Raw genomic sequence first — 19769 nt, 5'->3', positions numbered from 1 at the left:
ATGAGTTTAGTAATGTGTTACACATTTAACTTAAGCCATGCCACGGCTTCACAATGCGTCGAATGCGGGAACATATCCACTGGCTGGATTTCCTGCGTTTGATAGCCGCCATCCTCTAAAATGCGAAGATCGCGTGCTAGTGTGGCTGGGTTACAGGATACGTAGACCACTCGTTTTGGTCGTTGCTCTAGAATCGTAGTTAGCAGTGCTTCATCGCAGCCTTTGCGCGGTGGATCGACGACTAGTACGTCTGCTTCCTTGCCTTCTTTATACCATCTTGGGATAACTTCCTCTGCTGGCCCTGCTTCAAAATAAGTATTTGTAAAGCCATTAAGCAGTGCGTTGCGTTTGGCATCTTCTATCGCTTGTGGGACAATTTCCACGCCCATGACAGCCTTTGCTTTTTGAGCAAGGAATAAAGAGATCGTACCAATTCCACAATACGCATCAATGACACGTTCATCTCCCTGCAAGTCAGCATAATCTAGTGCTTGCTTGTAGAGGACCTCTGTTTGCTCTGGATTGACTTGATAGAAGGAGCGAGCAGAGATTTCAAAACGTACGTCACCAATTGTATCAATAATAACGTCTTTACCCCAAAGGTTGATTGTGTCATCACCAAAAATAACATTGGTTTTCTCACTATTCACATTTTGCATAATCGATGTAACGTTTGGCACTAGCTTTTGGATGACTGCAATAGCTGCCTCTTTTTGTGGGAACTTTTTCTTTTTCGTTACAAGGACAACCATGACTTCGCCTGTTGCTCGTGCTTTACGGATAACGACATGACGCAACATGCCTTCATGTGTATGCTCATTGTAAGAGCGAACACCTAACGTTGCTAATTCCTTTTTCAAGCCTGCAAGAATTGCATCTGCTTCTCCTGTTTGAATTAAACAGCGATCCATATCCACAATGCTATGCGTTTTTGTTTTATAAAAGCCTGCAATCGCTTGTCCTGCTTCATTTTCAGAGAAAGGAATTTGTGCTTTATTACGGTAGTGCCAAGGTTCTTTCATACCTTTTACTGGGTGAACAGGTGCATGAATTTTACCAATCCGCTGCATCACATTGCGCACCATATTTTCTTTCCATTTTAGCTGCCCCTCATAGGATAAATGCTGTAATTGACAGCCGCCACACTGCTTGAAGTAATCACATGGAGCTTCAACACGGTCTGGAGATGGCTTGATAATATCTATTACCTTTGCAAAGCCATAGTTTTTTAATGTTTTTAACACATGGATTTCGGCCGTTTCGTTTGGCAGTGCGCCTTGTATGAATAGTGGATAACCTTCAACCTTTGCGACACCATTGCCATCATGCGTTAGATCTTCTATATAAACTGAAAGTCGTTCATTTTTTTTTACGGGTGCTGACATTCGTACATCCTCCATTTCAATCTCCTTATTGTAGCATGTGTTGGCGAATGAAAAAAGAACAAGACTTGGCTGTTGCGTGTCTCTGCTAATTAACTTGAAAAAAGAGTCGCTATTCGCGACTCTTTTCCTGCTCTTTTGTAATATGATAATCCCTTGGTGCCCACCAAAATGCACACAAGATCCCAAGTATGACGACAATAAAAGGTGCATAAAAAATTAAAAAACTTTGCATATGTGCTTTCCTCCTATGCGTGATTGTCTTCTTTTCCTGTCACATATTTTTTATTGAATAAGAATAGTTTCATCAATAAATAAAGTGAAGGAAGAAGAAGACACAGTCCTAAAATAAATGCGATAACTAAAGCAATCGCCATTTGTGTGCTTGTAAAGCTATCGTAAATGGTTAAATACGGATACAGTAGGTATGGATATTGAGCTATTCCATAAGCAAAGAAGGCTACGGCAAATTGAGCAATCAGGAGCCCAACTGCAAGTCCGTACTTTTTACGCATGGCAATGAGTACGACTGTGACAATAAATAAGACAGCTGAAATCGCAAACATCCACCATAAATTTACCATATGACTGTAGCTCTCTGGGTTGATGGATTTCATTTCATACATAATGCCAAGCGCACTAATCATTAGCGGTGCTGCCCACACAAGAGCATATTTTCTCATCAGTTTCGTTGCTTCGCTATCATTTGCTTTATGCGCGTACCATGTTAAAAATACGGCTGAAATATACAATACAGCAGCGATACTGAGTACCACTATGCTCCAAGCAAATGGACTTGTATATAAAGTCCAGTAGTTCAGCACAGGCTGCCCATCAATTACATCAACATAGCCTCCACCAGCAATGGCAAAGACAACGGATAAAGAAGCGGGAATTAATAAACCTGCTACACCATATGTCAGTGTATATCCGATATGGCCTCGTGTTCCATACGATTCAAAGGCATAATAGGAGCCTCGAATTGCCAATAGTACAAGCGAAATACTAACGGGCACAAGTAAAATCGTTCCGTAATAAAAAGCGGTTTGCGGGAAAAATCCTACGATTCCTACAAAGAAGAATACTAAAAAGACATTGGTAACTTCCCAAACAGGCGATAAATAACGTTTAATAATATTTGTTAAAATATGATTTTTTCCAATAAGTAGACTGTATGCATTAAAGAAGCCAGCACCAAAATCGATTGATGCGACAATGACATAGCCAAATAGGAATATCCATAATACTGAAATACCTAAAATCTCTAACGTCATAGGATGTCACCGCCTTTTTCAGAGTGGCGATCTTCAATCTCGCGTTCGATTGGGTTCTTTTTAAACATTCTTACCAATACGACAATACTTCCCACTGCTAATACTGCATAGACGCCTGCGAATAAAAGCAGCATTAAATCGACATGGTCGCTCGTCGTAGCTCCCTCAGGTGTACGCATTAGTCCATAAAGTATCCATGGTTGACGTCCAACTTCGGCAAGCCACCAACCTGCTTCAATGGCGATAATTGATAGTGGTCCACCCGCTACGATAATCCATCTATACCATCTTGAATGAATAAACTGCCAGCCCCGTGCTTTCCCTACAACATAAAGTAATGAAACTAGCAGCATAAACATACCAATGGAAACCATGATATCAAAGAGATAGTGAATATAGAGTGGCGGTAGATCCTCTTCCTCAAATTGATCTAAGCCGATTACCTCTGCATTAGGATTAAAATGTGCAAGAATGCTTAAAGCATACGGAATTTTAATAGCATATTTAACTTCTTCTCCATCTAAGACACCAAATAATACAAGAGACGCCTTACCTTCTGTTTCAAAATGCCATTCTGCTGCTGCTAGTTTTTCGGGTTGATATTCGGCTAAGTATTTTCCTGAAAAATCTCCAATCACAGCGGCTGCTATGGAGAAAATCAAGCCAATTTTCATTAGTAAAAGTAGTGATTTTTTATGGTATACATGCTTCGAGCCTTTTAACATTCTAAATCCTGCAATAGCTGCTAGCACAAAAGCCGATGTCATGTACGCTGTCACAAGTACATGTGCAACCTTCGTTGGCATGGCGGGGTTAAACATTGCAAGAAAAGGTTGAATATTAACAAGTTCTCCGTCTACGATATCAAATCCTCTTGGTGCGTTCATAAAAGCATTAACGATTGTGATAAAGACTGCTGACATGGATGCTCCGACAGCAACAGGGATTAACAGAAGCATATGCTTTTTCTGACTATCAAAGCGATCCCAAGTATATAAATAGATGCCCAAGAATATCGCCTCAAAGAAAAATGCAAACGTTTCCATAAAAAGTGGTAACGCAATTGTTTGACCAGCGAGTTGCATAAAATTAGGCCACAATAATGATAGTTGTAAGCCGATTGCGGTTCCAGTTACCACACCGACTGCTACAGTAATGACAAAACCACGGGCCCAACGTCTTGCCATTAAGATATAATGTTCATCATTCTTTTTATACCCAGTCCATTGAGCAATCATAATCATTAACGGGACACCCACACCAATTGTTGCATAAATAATATGGAACGATAATGTTAACTCCGTTAATGCTCGGCTCCAATAGACCGCTGATTCATTAATCATCTCATTGCCCCCTTAACTTCCAAATATTCTTCCAAGAATAGAAAGTAGCATAATGATTGCAACACCAAAGCTTAGCCATATAAGCTTCTTTTCTTGTGACTTATACAAAGGCAACACTTCCTTTCCCTTATCCATACCCCCATTTTCCACTATTCCAACGAAAAAAACCTTAATAACGGACCGAAACTTCAGTCTATTATTAAGGTTTCAAATTTTGTTCAAGTAATATACGCACATTTGCCAAACATTTTTCTAATTTCATTCACATTCTTACTTCTAAAGCTTAGTTTATGGGATTTAGCCAGTTTTATTCTAATGATGGAATTTTAATTTGGAGCGGCCTCACCTCCTTTGAGAGCGCTTCAAGCAATCAACCAAAAAATACAAAATAAAGCTCATCCTCAATAAAATCGGATGAGCTTTTCGGGTTCATTAAATACGGTCTTCCTCTCGAATATCTGCGAGTGGAACAAAGATTTCGATGTGACGCTTTAGGTTTTCAAATGTAGCAGGAGCGTCTCCGCCATATTCGCCATCGAGGTTAAGGTGGACCTCATTTTCTGTAGTCACTTTGACAACACTAGCTTTCTTGTAGATGACACGATCATCATTTAAATGTTCGCCTCTTAGTGCCATGGCAGCTAGCTGAATAAATTCAGGAAGACTTACCTTCTTTAGCACTATTAAAGTAAAGTAACCATCATTAATGCTTGCATCAGGAGCTAGTTTTTCAAAGCCGCCTACTGAATTCGTTAACCCACATAGGAACATCATAGCGTCGCCATCAAATACTTCGCCATCATATTCAATGCGCATATGTGAGGCTTTGATGGATGGAATCATCTCAACTGCCTTTACATAATAGGCTAGCTGACCAAGCATTGTTTTCATTTTGCTTGGTACTTCGTAAGTAAGCTCTGTAATACGTCCGCCAGCAGCAATATTGATGAAATAGCGTTCGCCATTTAAGAGACCAACATCCACTGGCAATGTGTCGCCTTGAATAATAATGTCTACTGCCTCTTCAATATTTCGAGGGATATGCACGGCACGGGCAAAATCATTTGTAGTGCCCATTGGAATTAGACCAACTTTCGGACGGTTTTCAAATGGACTTACACCTGAAACAACTTCATTTAATGTGCCATCTCCACCAACTGCGATGATGATATCAAAACCGCGTTCTACCGCATTTTTTGCTGCAAGCGTTGCATCGCCTTCACATGTTGTTGCGTGACAGGATGTCTCATAGCCTGCTACCTCTAGTTTTTCCAACACCTCTGGTAGATGTTTCTTAAACACTTCGCGTCCAGATGTAGGATTATAAATGATTCTTGCTCGTTTCATAACATACCTTCCTGCTTCATAAGATTCTACTTCATTCAACGATTTATACGTTGAAATGTTGCAATGCTCTTGTTATTTTTGTAATGCTTCTGTTACTTGCTTCTTAAAGTCCTCATAAACATATATCCAATATGTTTGATTGGAGATATTTTCCTCACGAATTTCTGCATACAGAGCCTTTTGAGCCTCTTCAAAGGTTGGATCTTCTTTATCTGGTAAGCTTGCTCGTTTCGTTACGACGAACTCTTGTAATTCAGGTGCACGTGGTCCCCATTTTCCAATCACTTCTCCAGCATCATCTAATAATAGATAAATTGGAATTGCACGACCACCGTTTGTTAAATAACGATCAATTAGCTCTGTATCAGCATCACGGAAAACGGTACGCATATCTAATCCTGCCGCTTCAGCAATACGGCGAATAATTGGATTATTTAACATTGCGTCTCCGCACCAATCCTCTGTAATCGTTAAAATTTTAGGTTGTTTTTCTTTTAATAACGCAATAAAACCATCGTTTGTTGGTACTTCAAAGCCATCATAAATACGAAAGCTTTCTTCTTTTAACGTCGTCATGTTCTCCATATATTGCTGTATTGATATAGCTTCATTAAAATACTGTTGTTCTGTTTTCATTGGCTCGTCCCCCTTATTACTGTCTATTCTATATTTTGCTATGGATACGCTTTTTAAACAACTATTAAGTTTCACAAAATGCAAATTTGTTACATTTTTGAATAGTAATAGCCGAGGGAGCAATGAAGCTCTCTCGGCTATTATGTTACAACGAGTATTATCGTTTGGCAATTTCTTGTTGTAATAATTTATTAACCATTGGTGGGTTAGCTTGACCTTTTGTTGCCTTCATAATTTGACCAACTAAGAAGCCAATCGCACGGTCTTTACCATTTTTGAAGTCCTCGATAGATTGAGCATTGTTATCTAAAACTTCTGTTACGATTGCTAGTAATGCACCTTCATCGGAAATTTGCACTAAGCCTTTTGCTTTCACAATATCCTGTGCAGAGCCACCGTTTTCTACCAATTCAGCAAATACTTTTTTACCGATCTTAGAAGAAATTGTACCGTCCGTGATTAATTTTACCATTTCAGCAAGGTTTTCTGGTGTTAATGCAGTATCTTTTAGATCTTTTTGCTCTGCGTTTAAATAAGCAGAAACATCACCCATTAACCAGTTAGCAGAAAGCTTAGCATCTGCCCCATTTGCTACCATTGCCTCAAAGAAGTCTGAGATTTCTTTAGAGATAACAAGAACTCCAGCATCATAAGGTGTTAAGCCTAGTTCTTCAACATAGCGTTTTTTACGAGCATCTGGAAGCTCTGGAATTTCAGATTTCACACGCTCTAACCACGCATCATCAATTGAAAGACGAACTAAGTCTGGCTCTGGGAAGTAACGGTAATCATCTGTTCCCTCTTTAACACGCATTAAAATTGTTTTACCTGTTTTTTCATCAAAACGACGTGTTTCTTGCTCAATCACGCCACCAGATAATAATACATCTGCTTGACGTAATTCTTCATGCTCTAAACCACGACGAACATAGTTGAAGGAGTTCAGGTTTTTAAGCTCTGTTTTTGTACCAAATTCTTCTTGACCATAAGGACGAATAGAAATATTGGCATCACAACGTAATGAGCCTTCTTCCATCTTACAATCAGATACGTCAGTATATTGAATAATCGATTTTAATTTTTCGAGATATGCATACGCTTCGTTTGGTGTACGAATATCTGGCTCAGAAACGATTTCAACAAGCGGTGTTCCTTGACGGTTAAAGTCAACTAGTGAATGGTCACCAGCATGTGAAAGCTTACCAGCGTCTTCTTCCATATGAAGACGCGTGATACCGATACGTTTTGTATAGCCGTCTACTTCAATATCAATCCAACCATTTTTACCGATTGGTTTATCGAATTGTGAAATTTGATAAGCTTTCGGATTATCTGGATAGAAGTAGTTTTTACGGTCAAACTTTGTTTCTTGTTCGATTTCCATATTGAGTGCAAGCGCTGCACGCATAGCGAAATCTACTACATTTTTGTTCAGGACTGGTAGGACCCCAGGATAGCCTAAATCGATTACTGTTGTATTTGTATTTGGTTCAGCACCAAAGTGAGCTGGTGCTGGTGAGAAGATTTTTGAGTTAGTCTTCAACTCAACGTGTACTTCTAAACCAATGACTGTTTCAAAGTTCATGTTATTTTCCCTCCCACATTTGAGGAACTTCTTTATGGAACTCAGTTGCTTGTTCAAAAGCATGAGCCACACGGTAAATAGTCGCTTCATCGAAATATTTACCAATTATTTGTAAACCTAATGGTAGATCGTTTTCAAAGCCACAAGGAATTGAAATCGCTGGTACACCTGCTAAGTTCATCGGGATTGTTAAAATATCGTTTGCATACATTGTCATTGGATCATCAACATTTTCACCAATCTTGAATGCTGGTGTTGGAGCTGTTGGACCAATGATAACATCAAAGTCTTCAAATACTTTATCGTAGTCTGCTTTGATCAGTGTACGTGCTTGTTGTGCCTTTTTGTAGTACGCATCATACGTACCTGCACTTAGTGAGTAAGTACCTAGCATGATACGTCGTTTTACTTCATCACCAAAGCCTTGTGCACGCGTTTCTTTATAAAGGTCCATTAAATTTGTTACGTTTTCTGCACGGAAACCATAGCGGATACCATCGAAACGAGATAAGTTAGAAGACGCTTCAGATGAAGAAAGGATATAGTACGCAGCTAGTGCATATTTCGAGTGAGGAAGTGATACCTCTTCTACAGTAGCGCCTAAGCCTTTTAATACCTCTAATGCCGCAAGCACTGATTGACGAGCTGCTTCACCAACGCCTTCACCAAGGAATTCTTTTGGCACAGCGATACGTAAGCCCTTAACATCACCAGTAAGAGCTGCAGCGTAATTTGGCACCTCAACATTCGCGGAAGTCGAATCATTTGGATCTAATCCAGCGATAGCTTCTAGTAATAGCGCATTATCTTCAACATTGCGTGTAATTGGTCCAATTTGATCTAGAGAAGATGCGAATGCAACGAGACCAAAACGAGATACACGACCATATGTAGGTTTCATCCCTACAACACCACAGTAAGCTGCAGGTTGACGGATTGAACCACCTGTATCTGATCCAAGAGAGAATGGTACTTCACCAGCTGCTACAGCTGCTGCAGATGCACCTGAAGAGCCTCCTGGTACGTGGTTTAAATTCCATGGATTTTTTGTTGTTTTATAGTATGAGTTTTCGTTTGAAGAACCCATTGCAAATTCATCCATGTTTAATTTACCAACTGTAATCATGCCAGCTTCACGTAGCTTGTTGACAACAGTTGCATCATAGATTGGCATAAAGCCTTCTAGAATTTTAGAGGCACATGTTGTTTCTAAGCCTTCTGTTACGATGTTGTCTTTCACACCGATCGGTAGACCGAATAATGGTCCACGCTTTTCAAATGGTACTTTATCCATTTCAGCAGCTTGAGCAGTTGCTTTTTCTTCGTTTGAAGCAAGGAATGCTTGTACATCGCCATCAAGCTTTGCAATACGCTCGTATGCTTCTTTCGTTAAGTCAGCGATTGATAAGTTACCCGCTTTAATTTCTGCTTGTAACTCCTTAGCTGAACGTTCAAATAGCGTCATGAGGAATCCTCCTATGTTTTAGTATTACATGATAGCTGGTACTTTTACTTGACCATCTTCTTGTTCTTTTACGTTTAACATCATTACTTCGCGGTCTAAACCTTTTACTGCTACATCTTCACGCATTACATTCACTAATGGTAAAACGTGCGTTGTTGGTTCAACATTTGTTGTATCCAGTTCATTTAACTGCTCCGCAAAGTCTGTAATTTTACCAAGCTGTTCAGCAAATTTCTCTGCTTCTTCTTCTGTAATTGCAAGACGTGCTAAATTTGCCACGTGCTTTACTTCTTCTTTTGTTAATTTAGCCATTTTTCACACCTCCGAATACTTGTTCAATTCATTGTTTTTATTGATAACAATAGGGTTGAATAAAGTTAACCATGCCAATAATCATAACATTTTTCATTTTAAAAATCACAACTTTCACTAAAAATATAGAAACTTTCACTACTATAACAAAGTGTTGTCGCTATCATCCTGTTGTGTTCCTCTATTTCAATCCATTACCATAAAAAATATAGTCAGCACAAAGGCTGACTATATTAATCATAGACATGCACGTAAGGGTCCTTGTCATTGGCCTTTTTAATGATTAGTGCCTCAGGACCATTCACTGAAGTAACACTCACTTCCACATGAATATTATCAAATTGATTGATTAAAATCCCTGTTAAATATTGCGTAAATCCTATTATCTCTGCTTTACCGAAAAATTGGATTGGAATTTCAATCGAAAGATTTTGAATTTGTTTATTACGATAGAAACCAGTACCGATCACACTTGTATAGTTAGAAAAATATTTATCAACATCTTGTTTGAAGTTCTTGAAGTTATTGTTGATATCTCGGTATACATCTTGTGAATCATCTGTTGGGAACAAGACGTAATTTTCATCTATACCTTCCCAATCAGCAATGCTGTTCTGTCCAGCTTTTGCTACACCATAGCTAAAGTATGTCCCTGGAATAATTTGATTACGGGCTTGCTGCTTAAACAAACCGACCACAATCGGTACATCCTTTAACTCTTCACGTGAACGTAAACGGGAAACGATTTCAGCAGCCATTTTTTTGCCTTGCTCAATAAGAGTAGACTCTGAAATTGGTTTCTCGTAATATTCGCCATACTGTTCTTTTTGATAATAATAGATAGAATTTAAGGCAAGACCAATTGAAATCCCACCTAGTTTCACTTTATTATCATTCGTTTTTGTTAAGTAGTTTTGCTCTACAATATGAGATAAATAAACTGGAGCCTTTGTTGCTCGCTCCTCTGGTGTCATTGTGTCTGTTGTCGGTGGATTTAATCCATCCTCTGTTTGTGAACTACGAGCAAGCCAAGAGCTTACTGTACTTTCAGCTAAATATTGACCTTCTTGGAAGTAGTAGTTATCTGTGTCGAACTCATTTTGAGATAAACGCATTAAACCTGATTCAACTTCCTTCATATCATATTTCGTATAAATATTAGATACCACTAGACCTCTACTTGCACTCTCTTTATAAGGGATAAGCGTCTTATAATAAGATTCATCAATTTGTATGCTTGGGATAATTGTTGTTTCAGCTTTTTCTTTCTGTTGCGTTTCCTGTGTAAGCTCTGTCTCCTTCTTGTCAGAAGGCACACAGCCGACTAGCATTGCAGCAGCTACGATTGCTGGAATGAGTCGAAAAGACTTCATTATTTAGTGCTCCTTTACTAATAGTCAATTTTAGGTCGACGAAACTACTCGACGCCTTGATGTAACGGTTGTGCACTCGACATCGCTTCCTATTCATAAAAGGGAAGATATCATGCACTTATTCGATGAGGTTAAGTTGTTCAATTAAGTTATCTTCAGTCCAAACTTCGATACCCAATTGCTCAGCCTTTGTTAGTTTAGAGCCTGCATCCGTACCTGCGATCACTAGATCTGTTTTTTTGCTGACACTACCCGTGACTGTACCACCTAACTCTTCTATTTTCGCTTTTGCTTCGTTGCGTGTCAATTGCTCAAGTTTACCAGTTAAGACAATTGTTTTACCTGCAAAAGGACTATCACCAATCGCCACTTCTACTTTTTTACCTTTGTATGTCATATTAACGCCTGCAGCAGCAAGACGCTCAATAACTGCTCGTGCATCTTCATTTGAGAAATACTCCACTAACGATGAAGCCATTTTATCTCCAATTTCATAAATTGCCACAAGCTGCTCCTCTGTTGCAGCCATCACCGCTTCCATTGAACCAAATTCCTCTGATACGATTTTGGCTGCTTTTTCACCAACATGACGAATTCCTAGTCCAATTAATAAACGCTCCATCGAATTTTCCTTCGATTCTTGAATAGCATTTACTAAATTAGTTGCTGATTTTTCGCCCATACGCTCCAATTCCACAAGTTGCTCCACCGTTAAATGATACAAGTCAGAAACATCATGTATTAAATCTGCACGCAATAATTGCTCCACTACTTTATCCCCAAGACCGTCAATATTCATCGCGTTCCGAGAAACAAAATATTTTATGCTTTCTGCAATTTGAGCAAAGCAGGCAGGATTTACACAGCGCAGGGCAACTTCGCCTTCAATACGAATCAATTCACTATCACAAACAGGGCAATTTTTTGGCATGACAAAAGGGACTGAATCCTCAGGACGTTGTTCTATTAGTACACCTACAACTTGAGGGATAATGTCTCCAGCTTTTCGAATAATAACTGTATCTCCAAGACGAATATCCTTATCTCGAATTAAATCCTCATTGTGTAAAGAAGCACGCTGAACCGTCGTCCCCGCTACTTGTACGGGGGTTAAAATCGCTGTAGGAGTAACAACACCTGTACGACCTACTGTTAAATCAATATCAAGTAACGTAGTAACAACTTCCTCTGCAGGAAATTTATAGGCAATCGCCCAGCGTGGACTCTTTGCTGTATAACCTAGTTCATCTTGCTGAGCATAACGGTCAACTTTAATAACAATTCCGTCAATCTCGTAAGCCAATTTTGGACGGTTTTCTGTCCAATGTTCTATAAAGGCCATTACCTCTTCAATAGTAGAGCATCGTTGGCGTTCTTTATTGGAAGGGAAGCCTAAGCCTTCTAAATAATCAAGCATTTCAGCATGACCGTCGATACCGTATACTTCACCGTCTCCGCCAATGGCATAGATAAACGTTGATAGTTGGCGACTGGCCGCAATTTTAGGGTCTAACTGACGTAATGAGCCAGCAGCCGCATTACGTGGATTAGCAAACAACTCCTCACCATTGTCAGCACGTTGGGCATTTAAGTTTTCAAAGGATTTTTTCGGCATATACGCCTCACCACGTACTTCAATCGTAATGGGTTCCTTTAAACGAAGGGGAATCGCACGGATGGTCTTTAAATTGGCGGTAATATCTTCTCCTACCACACCATCTCCTCTTGTAGCCCCTTGTACAAACATGCCATTTTCATATTTTAATGAAATAGCCAAACCATCTATTTTCAGCTCACATACATAAGAAAATTGATCTCCGATAGCCTGACGCACTTTACGATCGAATTCTCGCAAATCCGCTTCATGAAAAGCATTTGAAAGACTAAGCATCGGGTAATCATGCGTTACTTTTTTAAAGCCCTCTACCACTGCTCCACCAACACGCTGCGTAGGAGAATCCGGGTAAATAAGGGATGGGTTCGCTTCTTCTAATGCAATCAGTTCCTGTAATAGCTGGTCATAGACACTATCTGCTACGACAGGTTTATCTAAAACATAATAGGCATAACCATATTCATGCAATAATTTATTTAACTCCGCTATACGCTGTTCTATTTCGTTCATTTACGTTCCTCCGCTTACGCTTTTTCAATCGGTGCAAATTGAGCAAGTAATCGTTTAATACCAATTGGTTGTGGGAATGCGATATCGAGCTCTGTACTATCACCTTCACCTTTTACACTAACAACCATACCTGTTCCCCATTTTTTATGAATCGCCTTATCTCCAGCCTTCCATCCAAATTGATCTCCACCCGTTGCTTGTAAACGTGCTGTGGCAGGTTGTGTTTGCTGAATAGCACCAAGTGTACGCTTTTGATGACCACCTGTTGAACGATTGTTAGTAGCAAATGGTACTGTTGATGTTGTCCCTGCCTTAGAAATTGACTCTGTAATATCTTGAGAAATTTCACCTAAAAATCGGGAGGCATTATTAAAGCTTGAACGACCAAAAATCGTACGGCTTTGGGCACATGTTAAATATAGACGTTCCTCAGCACGGGTCACACCTACGTACATAAGGCGGCGTTCCTCTTCCATTTCATCTTGATCGTCAAGTGAGCGGGAATGTGGGAAGATGTTTTCCTCCATACCGATAATAAAGACAACTGGGAACTCTAAGCCTTTAGCTGCATGCATCGTCATTAAAATAATATTGCCCTTGGATGCATCCTCTTTGTCGAGTGCATCAATATCAGCTATAAGGGCTAAATCGGTTAAAAAGGCAATTAAGCTTTTATCATCACTGCGCTCTTCAAAAGCCTTTGTGACAGATAAAAACTCTTCAATATTTTCTAAACGGCTTTCTGCTTCAATTGTTTTTTCGTTTTGTAACATTGCTCGATAACCCGATTTGTCAATAACTTGCTCCACAATTTCAGTGACAGATAGATATTCCTGCATTTGTGTAAAGCCTTTAATCATGGCATAAAATTGCTCAGCCGAATTTGCTGCTTTCCCTGATAGTCCCATGAAAACAAGATCATTCATCGCGTCAAAAATCGAACGATCCTGATCTATTGCATAACGTGCCATTTTTTCAAAGGAAGTTGCACCTATACTGCGCTTTGGCTCATTAATAATACGTGCTAGTGATAAATCATCATCATTATTGGCAATAAGTCGTAAATATGCTAGTAAGTCCTTTATCTCTTTACGATCATAGAACTTTGTTCCGCCTACTATTTGATAGGCCATATTGGACTTAACAAGTACTTCCTCCATTACGCGAGATTGAGCGTTTGTACGATATAAAATAGCAAAGTCATCAAATGAACGATTTTCTTTTTCAATTAGCTGTTGAATTGTTTGTACAACAAATTGTGCTTCCTCTTGCTCGTTATAAGCTTTATATAGCGCAATCTTTTCACCTTCTGAATTTTCTGTGCGTAATTCTTTTGGGTAACGTGTTGTATTATTTTGAATGACGTCATTAGCTGCCTGTAGGATGCGTTTAGTTGAACGATAATTTTGCTCTAGCATAATCACCTTTGCAGTTGGATAATCCTTTTCGAAGGATAGAATATTCCCAATATCTGCACCACGCCAACGATAGATAGACTGATCGGAATCACCTACAACACAAATATTTTTAAATTTCTTTGCTAGTAACTGTACAAGTAAATACTGAGATTTATTGGTATCTTGATATTCATCGACATGAATATATTGAAATTTATTTTGATAATATTCAAGCACTTCTGGTACACGTTTAAACAACGTAATCGTCGTCATAATCAAATCATCAAAATCAAGGGATTGGTTGCGGCGTAATCTTTTCTCATAGCCTTTATAGACACGTGCAACTGTTTGTTCATAAGGATTCTTATCGTTCATTTGGCCTGCATAATCATCCGCTGCTATACACTCGTTTTTTGCTGCACTAATAGCATTTAAAACTGCTCGTGGCTCAAAACGTTTTGGGTCAATATTTTCTTCCTTCATCACATTTTTGATGACTGAAAGCTGATCCGTAGAATCTAAAATAGAGAAGTTACGGGAAATGCCTAGTTGATCGATATTACGACGTAAAATTCTTACACACATAGAGTGGAAAGTAGATACCCACATACTATCGCCCGTACCATTACCAAGAATGCCATCAATACGTTCACGCATTTCTCGTGCTGCTTTATTTGTAAATGTAATCGCTAAAATTTTAGAAGGATATACTTCCTTTTCAATCACTAGGTAAGCAATACGATGTGTTAAAACTCGTGTTTTTCCTGACCCAGCACCTGCCATAATGAGTAATGGTCCTTCAGTTGTTTTAACTGCTCTTTCCTGTTCAGGATTCATGCCTGCTAGTAAATTTTTTGTTAACTGTTCCATTTCGCACCGCCTTACAAACATTTGTTCTAAAATTATAACGTATTTTTAACAGCCTTAACAGTCGCAAGTGCAGCTTTTAAATCTTCGTAAATAATATTTCCAACTACTACCGTATCTGCAAACTGTGCCATTTCCTCTGCTTGCTTTGCAGATGTTATGCCACCACCATAAAAGAGCTTGGTATGCTTCAGTTCGTTTTTCACAGCACTGACTATCCCTAAATCCCCATACATTCCACTGTACTCTAAATAAAAAACAGGCAGTTTAAAGAAATTCTCTGCCATGCGTGCATAAGCTACCACATCATCCATCGTTAAATCTGTTTTCGCCCCCGTTACGTGGGCTACTTTACAATCAGGATTTAAAATACAATATCCTTCCGCTACTAATTCATCCCATACCATAATATCGCCGTATTCCTTAATAGCCTCGTGATGTAAATTTTTAATCCACTTTGGATCATCACTATTTAATACCGTTGGGATAAAATAATAGTCGTAACCTGGTGTTACCGCATCAATCGTAGAAATTTCAAGGGCTATTGGCACCTCAAAACGACGTACTCGAACAAGTAAATCTAATACCCCATCCAACGTTACATTATCTGTTCCCCCAACTAAAATAACATCTGTCCCAGACTCGCAAATTTTTTCTAGTGCTTCATCGGAAATGTCCTTCGCTGGATCTAGCTTGAACACATGTCTCCATTCTAAATAATCCATCTATGTTTACCACCTATCATTTTCTATCTATTCGTTTACAAGTATAGCTTATGATTCACGACAAAAAAATGAAAAAGACCGAGTAGAACTTCTACTCAGCCTTTTTTCTGACTATTCTTTTGGTGCTTGGAATGGTTTTTCATCAGGATACAAACGACCTAACATTTCATCATATGTATCATTCCCGTAATCGAAGCAGCGACGCACGCGCGAAATAGTTGCAGTACTTGCCCCTGTTTCCTTTTTAATGGATTCGTAGGTTTTCTTTAATCGTAATAAATGTGCAACCTCAAAGCGTTGTGCCAACGATTGAATTTCACTAATCGTACATAAATCATCAAAAAACTTATAGCATTCCTCGATGTCCTTCAACTCTAACACTGCTTTAAATAATTGATCTGTTTGATGCCCCCGAATTTTTTCGATTTGCATGCAATTTTCCTCCCTTTAAGGCTGCGTTTTCACCATTGCTTGTAACCCTGGCGAAGATGGTACGAAATGAACCCACGACTTTCCTGGTACAAGCTTTACAGGATCCCCTGTTTGCTCTACAGCCATTGGTATTCCATTAACATTAGCCCATTTGACTTCCCTCAAATAGCCATTTTGAAATACATACGCATTTCCACCAGACGTTAAATCAATTGCTTGGCGACCAATATCATCAATTGTTTGGTGATCCATTTCGAAAAATAGAACATTTGCCAATGACACTGTTTCGTCTGTTAACATATCTTTTGTGTCCACGCTAGCCGATTGTCGTTCATAGTGATTAGTTTGATGTTCATACACATACGCGTTATGGAAATCTTCATTATTTCCGTAGTAAATATCCACTTGACTTGTTTCAATACCTATTTTACCACGTTCATCAGGTTCATAAAAAGCCTGAAGTACTTTTTCACTGTAATTCATTGAAGCGCCTACCATTTCAGCACCCTTTAGAATGTTTTCTGATGTAATATAGGAATTATGTGGGGCAACGCGGTCGTTAGAACGTTTAAACAGAATACCATCATAAGCCATACCGTTGATATTGTCGACGATACGATGATCAAGCATTGTTTTCGCCTCTGGACTATAGCCATGTGCTACATAAAAGGCATCAAATCCCTTGGCCATATCGATAAAATAAGAGCGTGCACTACGAACTGGCCCAATATTTTCAGGCAGTTCACTTTGGTATACTGCTAAAAAGCGTGTCACATTACCTTCTGCAAGCATTTCATAAATGATATCCGCCGCAGCTAAGCCTGATTGTGGACGTGCCGCTGGATGATTATTAATGGTTACGATAATTGGTCGCTGTGTAATTTCTTCTTGTACAGCCTCCCCAGTAAGTGGTGCAACAAAAGCTGGTTGTTGCACAGGCTCCTCCACTACTGCTTCTTCCTCTACAATTGGTTCATCATTCTCTTTGACTTTTGGTGTATCCTTTGAACATCCCCCGATCACCAAAGCACTAAATGCAAAAGCAATCCATAATTTTCTCGATTTGAACACAAGCATATCTCTCCTTTGAACAATTACACATATTTGTAATTGTTTAAACAACTGAAACACTTTCATGAATTAGCGCATAACAGCAGGTAATAATAACTTATTCTTCATCACATCGAAAATTCCTTGTGGTGTTATACGAATATATGGTAAATGAGTAGATTGTAAAAATAATAATGTATAAATGGCATCTCCTAATTGATAGCCTCTATCTGCTAAAGCTTGTTTTAAAGCCTTTTCTTTCTCCGTTAAAGTGAATACATCTCCATCATATAAAAGTCCACCAATTGTTAATGGGATGTCCGCTATAACTTCTCCTTTTTCAACGAGAACAATACCACCATTCATTGCCTTCATTTCTTCGAAGGCTTTAATCATATCGTCTTTATTTTTTCCAATTAGCAATATGTCACCCGTGTTGGAATAAGAGGATGCAAAGCCTTGGACATCTGTTGCAAATCCTTTAATCATTGTATTTACATGCCAGTTGCCTTTTCGGTTAATGAGCATTAAATAGCACTCATCATGATTTGCCAATTGCCCTTCTTTCGTAATTAAAGAATTATAAGGCTTTGTAATCACATCATTAACTAATTGAATCCCAAACGGCATAGAAAACTGGAAATCCTGTGAATCTAATGAGAAATCTAAATCTAAAGTTGGGATGGCAGAATAATCAATTGTCGCCATTCTATGCACACGATCCCCATCACGCTTCAACCAGACACCCTTTGATAAGACACTTTCTGGAACAGGATGATATTCATCTTGTAGAATATTGAGTGAAGCAAAACGCCCTGTTGCGATAAAACCATGTAAATTAGACATATTGTAATAACGTGCTACATTATAGGAAGCCATTTGATAAGCATCAATAGGAGATACCCCTGCATCTAAAGCTACTTGAATGCATTTATCCATCACACCATCCTCATGGAATGAAGGTGTTGAACCGTCTGTTGTCATCATTAAATGATCAAAGATTGGAAGCTCTTTTTCTACTATTCCTTTTAGTAGATGTGGTAAATCTGGTCGTATGGAAGAATGACGTAAAGTTACAGCATAGCCCTGCATAATACGACGCTCTACCTCTTCTACTGTCATTGCCTCATGATCACCATCAGCACCAAGCAGTTTCATGCGTGCCAATGTTCTTTCTGAAGCTCCAGGGAAATGGCCTTCAATTTTTTTTCCCATTCCCTTAGCCATTTGCATACGATAAAGCATTTGATCGTCACCATGCAACAGCATAGGCCAGCCTGTCAACTCTCCACCAAGTAAGACATCACTTCTCTCTAACCACTCTACTATAGAAGTATTAGAGAAAACCTCTTCTTCTTGCTCCAATTCAGTTTGTGAGTCAAAGCGAGTCCACCAATAAAAAGAAAAAGGTAGCTTTTTCAAACTCTCTAAAATTGAAAACGCTTTCTTATTTTCTAAATTTAAAACAAAGCTTAAATTATCCGAAATAAAAGTTGTTGTCCCAAGCTGACCACAAAAATCTGCAAATGACTGTGGATGATAAAGCTGGAATGGGTGTACATGTGGCTCAATATAGCCAGGTACGATTGTTTTTCCTGTACAATCCACCACTTCTGTTCCTTCTAATAAAGGAGGCATTCTGTCACCAGCATAGACAATGCGATCTCCCAAAATCCAAATGTTCCCTACTATGAATTGTTTTAACATACTATGCAAATAACGTGCATTCTTCAGCACGATATCTGGTGCCTTTTTCCCATCAATTACTGCTAATTGTTGACGTATTTTTGTTATTTTCCATACTGGATCCATGCTATTCGCTCCTTCCTAAATTACGTAATTTTTCATTGTGTAAATCCAACTTGAAATCACATACTACTACTGCATAATCGCATATTTTCATAAAAATTATGCTTTATGCAATCATCTTGTTTCAATCGTAACACAGCACTTTCATAAAGCAAAGTGCACCTCGCTTATTTTTTCCACAATGACTAAAGGAGGAAGTATGATGATGCAGCAAGCAAATTTAAGCGAAAAGAATGCATTTTGTCGTTTTGCCATGGGGACGAGTTTGACCGCATTTGGTATCGCTAAAGTTTCTAGAAATCCTAATTGTACAAAAGGTCGATTAATGATTGCATTAGGTGCCATGAAAATGGCTGAGGGACTTTTTAAATATTGTCCAACGAAAGCAGTTTTAAGCTCCAATATGCAGAATGCCATGAACACCTCTATGCAAAGTATGTTCAGCGGGCAAAATTCTATGTCTACTGAACAAATCGATAAGCTCATGAAGGATTTTTCCTCTGCTATAGCTGGTAATTCTTCAGGTTCACAAGCTACTGCTTCAAAACAATCTGATACCAGCACTTCAACTCAAAATTCCTCAAATAGTAGCGATTCTTCAACGAATAAAGCTCAAAATCCTTCTTAGTCAAAGGAGCCGTCCCAAT

17 protein-coding genes are annotated in these 19769 nt (G+C 38.9%); 1 reads left to right on the top strand and 16 read right to left on the bottom strand.

The features are described from left to right. Positions 1-17: 17 nt before the first annotated feature. From rlmD to NY607_RS20735, 16 genes are all read right to left on the bottom strand, one after another. Complete coding sequence (gene rlmD, locus NY607_RS20810; RefSeq protein WP_237898748.1) at positions 18-1385, bottom strand: 23S rRNA (uracil(1939)-C(5))-methyltransferase RlmD; 1368 nt, start codon at positions 1383-1385, stop codon at positions 18-20. 109 nt (positions 1386-1494) lie between these two features. Beyond that, positions 1495-1617, bottom strand: a complete 123-nt coding sequence (cydS, locus tag NY607_RS20805; RefSeq protein ID WP_004225690.1) for a cytochrome bd oxidase small subunit CydS family protein — start codon at positions 1615-1617, stop codon at positions 1495-1497. Between the two features lie 13 nt (positions 1618-1630). Beyond that, positions 1631-2656: a cytochrome d ubiquinol oxidase subunit II gene (locus tag NY607_RS20800; RefSeq protein WP_004225693.1), complete on the bottom strand. Its 1026-nt coding sequence runs from the start codon at positions 2654-2656 to the stop codon at positions 1631-1633. Continuing rightward, positions 2653-3999 carry a cytochrome ubiquinol oxidase subunit I gene (locus NY607_RS20795; RefSeq protein WP_131521994.1) on the bottom strand — a complete coding sequence of 449 codons (1347 nt, stop codon included), beginning with the start codon at positions 3997-3999 and terminating at the stop codon, positions 2653-2655. The genes NY607_RS20800 and NY607_RS20795 overlap by 4 nt, the downstream gene beginning before the upstream one ends. 432 nt (positions 4000-4431) lie before the next feature. Then, the gene (locus NY607_RS20790; RefSeq protein WP_004225701.1) at positions 4432-5346 is read right to left on the bottom strand and encodes a diacylglycerol kinase; all 915 of its coding nucleotides are present in this window, start codon (positions 5344-5346) and stop codon (positions 4432-4434) included. 72 nt (positions 5347-5418) lie between these two features. Next, complete coding sequence (locus NY607_RS20785) at positions 5419-5982, bottom strand: thioredoxin family protein (protein ID WP_131521995.1); 564 nt, start codon at positions 5980-5982, stop codon at positions 5419-5421. Positions 5983-6139: 157 nt separating this feature from the next. Continuing rightward, positions 6140-7567 (bottom strand): Asp-tRNA(Asn)/Glu-tRNA(Gln) amidotransferase subunit GatB, encoded by a 1428-nt coding sequence (gatB, locus tag NY607_RS20780; protein ID WP_048394874.1) that lies wholly within the window; start codon positions 7565-7567, stop codon positions 6140-6142. Between the two features lies 1 nt (position 7568). Then, positions 7569-9032 carry an Asp-tRNA(Asn)/Glu-tRNA(Gln) amidotransferase subunit GatA gene (gatA, locus tag NY607_RS20775; RefSeq protein WP_131521996.1) on the bottom strand — a complete coding sequence of 488 codons (1464 nt, stop codon included), beginning with the start codon at positions 9030-9032 and terminating at the stop codon, positions 7569-7571. A 24-nt stretch (positions 9033-9056) separates the two neighbouring features. Continuing rightward, on the bottom strand, positions 9057-9344 hold the full coding sequence (gatC, locus tag NY607_RS20770; RefSeq protein WP_004225708.1) for an Asp-tRNA(Asn)/Glu-tRNA(Gln) amidotransferase subunit GatC: 288 nt from the start codon (positions 9342-9344) through the stop codon (positions 9057-9059). A gap of 233 nt (positions 9345-9577) precedes the next feature. Next, positions 9578-10717 carry a CamS family sex pheromone protein gene (locus tag NY607_RS20765; protein WP_131521997.1) on the bottom strand — a complete coding sequence of 380 codons (1140 nt, stop codon included), beginning with the start codon at positions 10715-10717 and terminating at the stop codon, positions 9578-9580. Positions 10718-10835: 118 nt separating this feature from the next. After that, positions 10836-12842 carry an NAD-dependent DNA ligase LigA gene (gene ligA / locus NY607_RS20760; protein ID WP_131521998.1) on the bottom strand — a complete coding sequence of 669 codons (2007 nt, stop codon included), beginning with the start codon at positions 12840-12842 and terminating at the stop codon, positions 10836-10838. A gap of 14 nt (positions 12843-12856) precedes the next feature. Continuing rightward, positions 12857-15109: a DNA helicase PcrA gene (gene pcrA, locus NY607_RS20755; protein ID WP_131521999.1), complete on the bottom strand. Its 2253-nt coding sequence runs from the start codon at positions 15107-15109 to the stop codon at positions 12857-12859. A 32-nt stretch (positions 15110-15141) separates the two neighbouring features. Beyond that, entirely contained in the window at positions 15142-15831 is a 690-nt protein-coding gene (gene pcrB / locus NY607_RS20750; RefSeq protein WP_131522000.1) for a heptaprenylglyceryl phosphate synthase, read from the bottom strand. Positions 15832-15942: 111 nt separating this feature from the next. After that, positions 15943-16263 (bottom strand): YerC/YecD family TrpR-related protein, encoded by a 321-nt coding sequence (locus tag NY607_RS20745; protein WP_004225717.1) that lies wholly within the window; start codon positions 16261-16263, stop codon positions 15943-15945. A 15-nt stretch (positions 16264-16278) separates the two neighbouring features. Further along, entirely contained in the window at positions 16279-17334 is a 1056-nt protein-coding gene (locus NY607_RS20740; protein WP_131522001.1) for a DUF3048 domain-containing protein, read from the bottom strand. A gap of 69 nt (positions 17335-17403) precedes the next feature. After that, positions 17404-19125, bottom strand: coding sequence for an adenine deaminase C-terminal domain-containing protein (locus NY607_RS20735; RefSeq protein ID WP_259420314.1), 1722 nt, complete (start codon positions 19123-19125; stop codon positions 17404-17406). A 199-nt stretch (positions 19126-19324) separates the two neighbouring features. On the opposite strand from NY607_RS20735, the gene NY607_RS20730 reads away from it, so the two are divergent. Beyond that, on the top strand, positions 19325-19750 hold the full coding sequence (locus NY607_RS20730; RefSeq protein WP_131522003.1) for a YgaP-like transmembrane domain: 426 nt from the start codon (positions 19325-19327) through the stop codon (positions 19748-19750). Positions 19751-19769: the final 19 nt, after the last annotated feature.

Origin of the sequence: Lysinibacillus sp. A4 (assembly GCF_024919535.1) — a bacterium.
Taxonomy (GTDB): domain Bacteria; phylum Bacillota; class Bacilli; order Bacillales_A; family Planococcaceae; genus Lysinibacillus; species Lysinibacillus capsici.
This window is presented reverse-complemented; position numbering and strand designations above follow the sequence as displayed.

Coding starts and splice junctions, on each gene's coding strand:
- gatC (WP_004225708.1), bottom strand. CDS start 9,344: ATGGCTAAATTAACAAAAGAAGAAGTAAAGCACGTGGCAAATTTAGCA.
- NY607_RS20730 (WP_131522003.1), top strand. CDS start 19,325: ATGATGCAGCAAGCAAATTTAAGCGAAAAGAATGCATTTTGTCGTTTT.
- NY607_RS20735 (WP_259420314.1), bottom strand. CDS start 19,125: ATGGATCCAGTATGGAAAATAACAAAAATACGTCAACAATTAGCAGTA.
- NY607_RS20790 (WP_004225701.1), bottom strand. CDS start 5,346: ATGAAACGAGCAAGAATCATTTATAATCCTACATCTGGACGCGAAGTG.
- NY607_RS20800 (WP_004225693.1), bottom strand. CDS start 2,656: ATGACGTTAGAGATTTTAGGTATTTCAGTATTATGGATATTCCTATTT.
- pcrA (WP_131521999.1), bottom strand. CDS start 15,109: ATGGAACAGTTAACAAAAAATTTACTAGCAGGCATGAATCCTGAACAG.
- gatA (WP_131521996.1), bottom strand. CDS start 9,032: ATGACGCTATTTGAACGTTCAGCTAAGGAGTTACAAGCAGAAATTAAA.
- NY607_RS20785 (WP_131521995.1), bottom strand. CDS start 5,982: ATGAAAACAGAACAACAGTATTTTAATGAAGCTATATCAATACAGCAA.
- cydS (WP_004225690.1), bottom strand. CDS start 1,617: ATGCAAAGTTTTTTAATTTTTTATGCACCTTTTATTGTCGTCATACTT.
- gatB (WP_048394874.1), bottom strand. CDS start 7,567: ATGAACTTTGAAACAGTCATTGGTTTAGAAGTACACGTTGAGTTGAAG.
- NY607_RS20765 (WP_131521997.1), bottom strand. CDS start 10,717: ATGAAGTCTTTTCGACTCATTCCAGCAATCGTAGCTGCTGCAATGCTA.
- NY607_RS20795 (WP_131521994.1), bottom strand. CDS start 3,999: ATGATTAATGAATCAGCGGTCTATTGGAGCCGAGCATTAACGGAGTTA.
- pcrB (WP_131522000.1), bottom strand. CDS start 15,831: ATGGATTATTTAGAATGGAGACATGTGTTCAAGCTAGATCCAGCGAAG.
- rlmD (WP_237898748.1), bottom strand. CDS start 1,385: ATGTCAGCACCCGTAAAAAAAAATGAACGACTTTCAGTTTATATAGAA.
- ligA (WP_131521998.1), bottom strand. CDS start 12,842: ATGAACGAAATAGAACAGCGTATAGCGGAGTTAAATAAATTATTGCAT.
- NY607_RS20745 (WP_004225717.1), bottom strand. CDS start 16,263: ATGCAAATCGAAAAAATTCGGGGGCATCAAACAGATCAATTATTTAAA.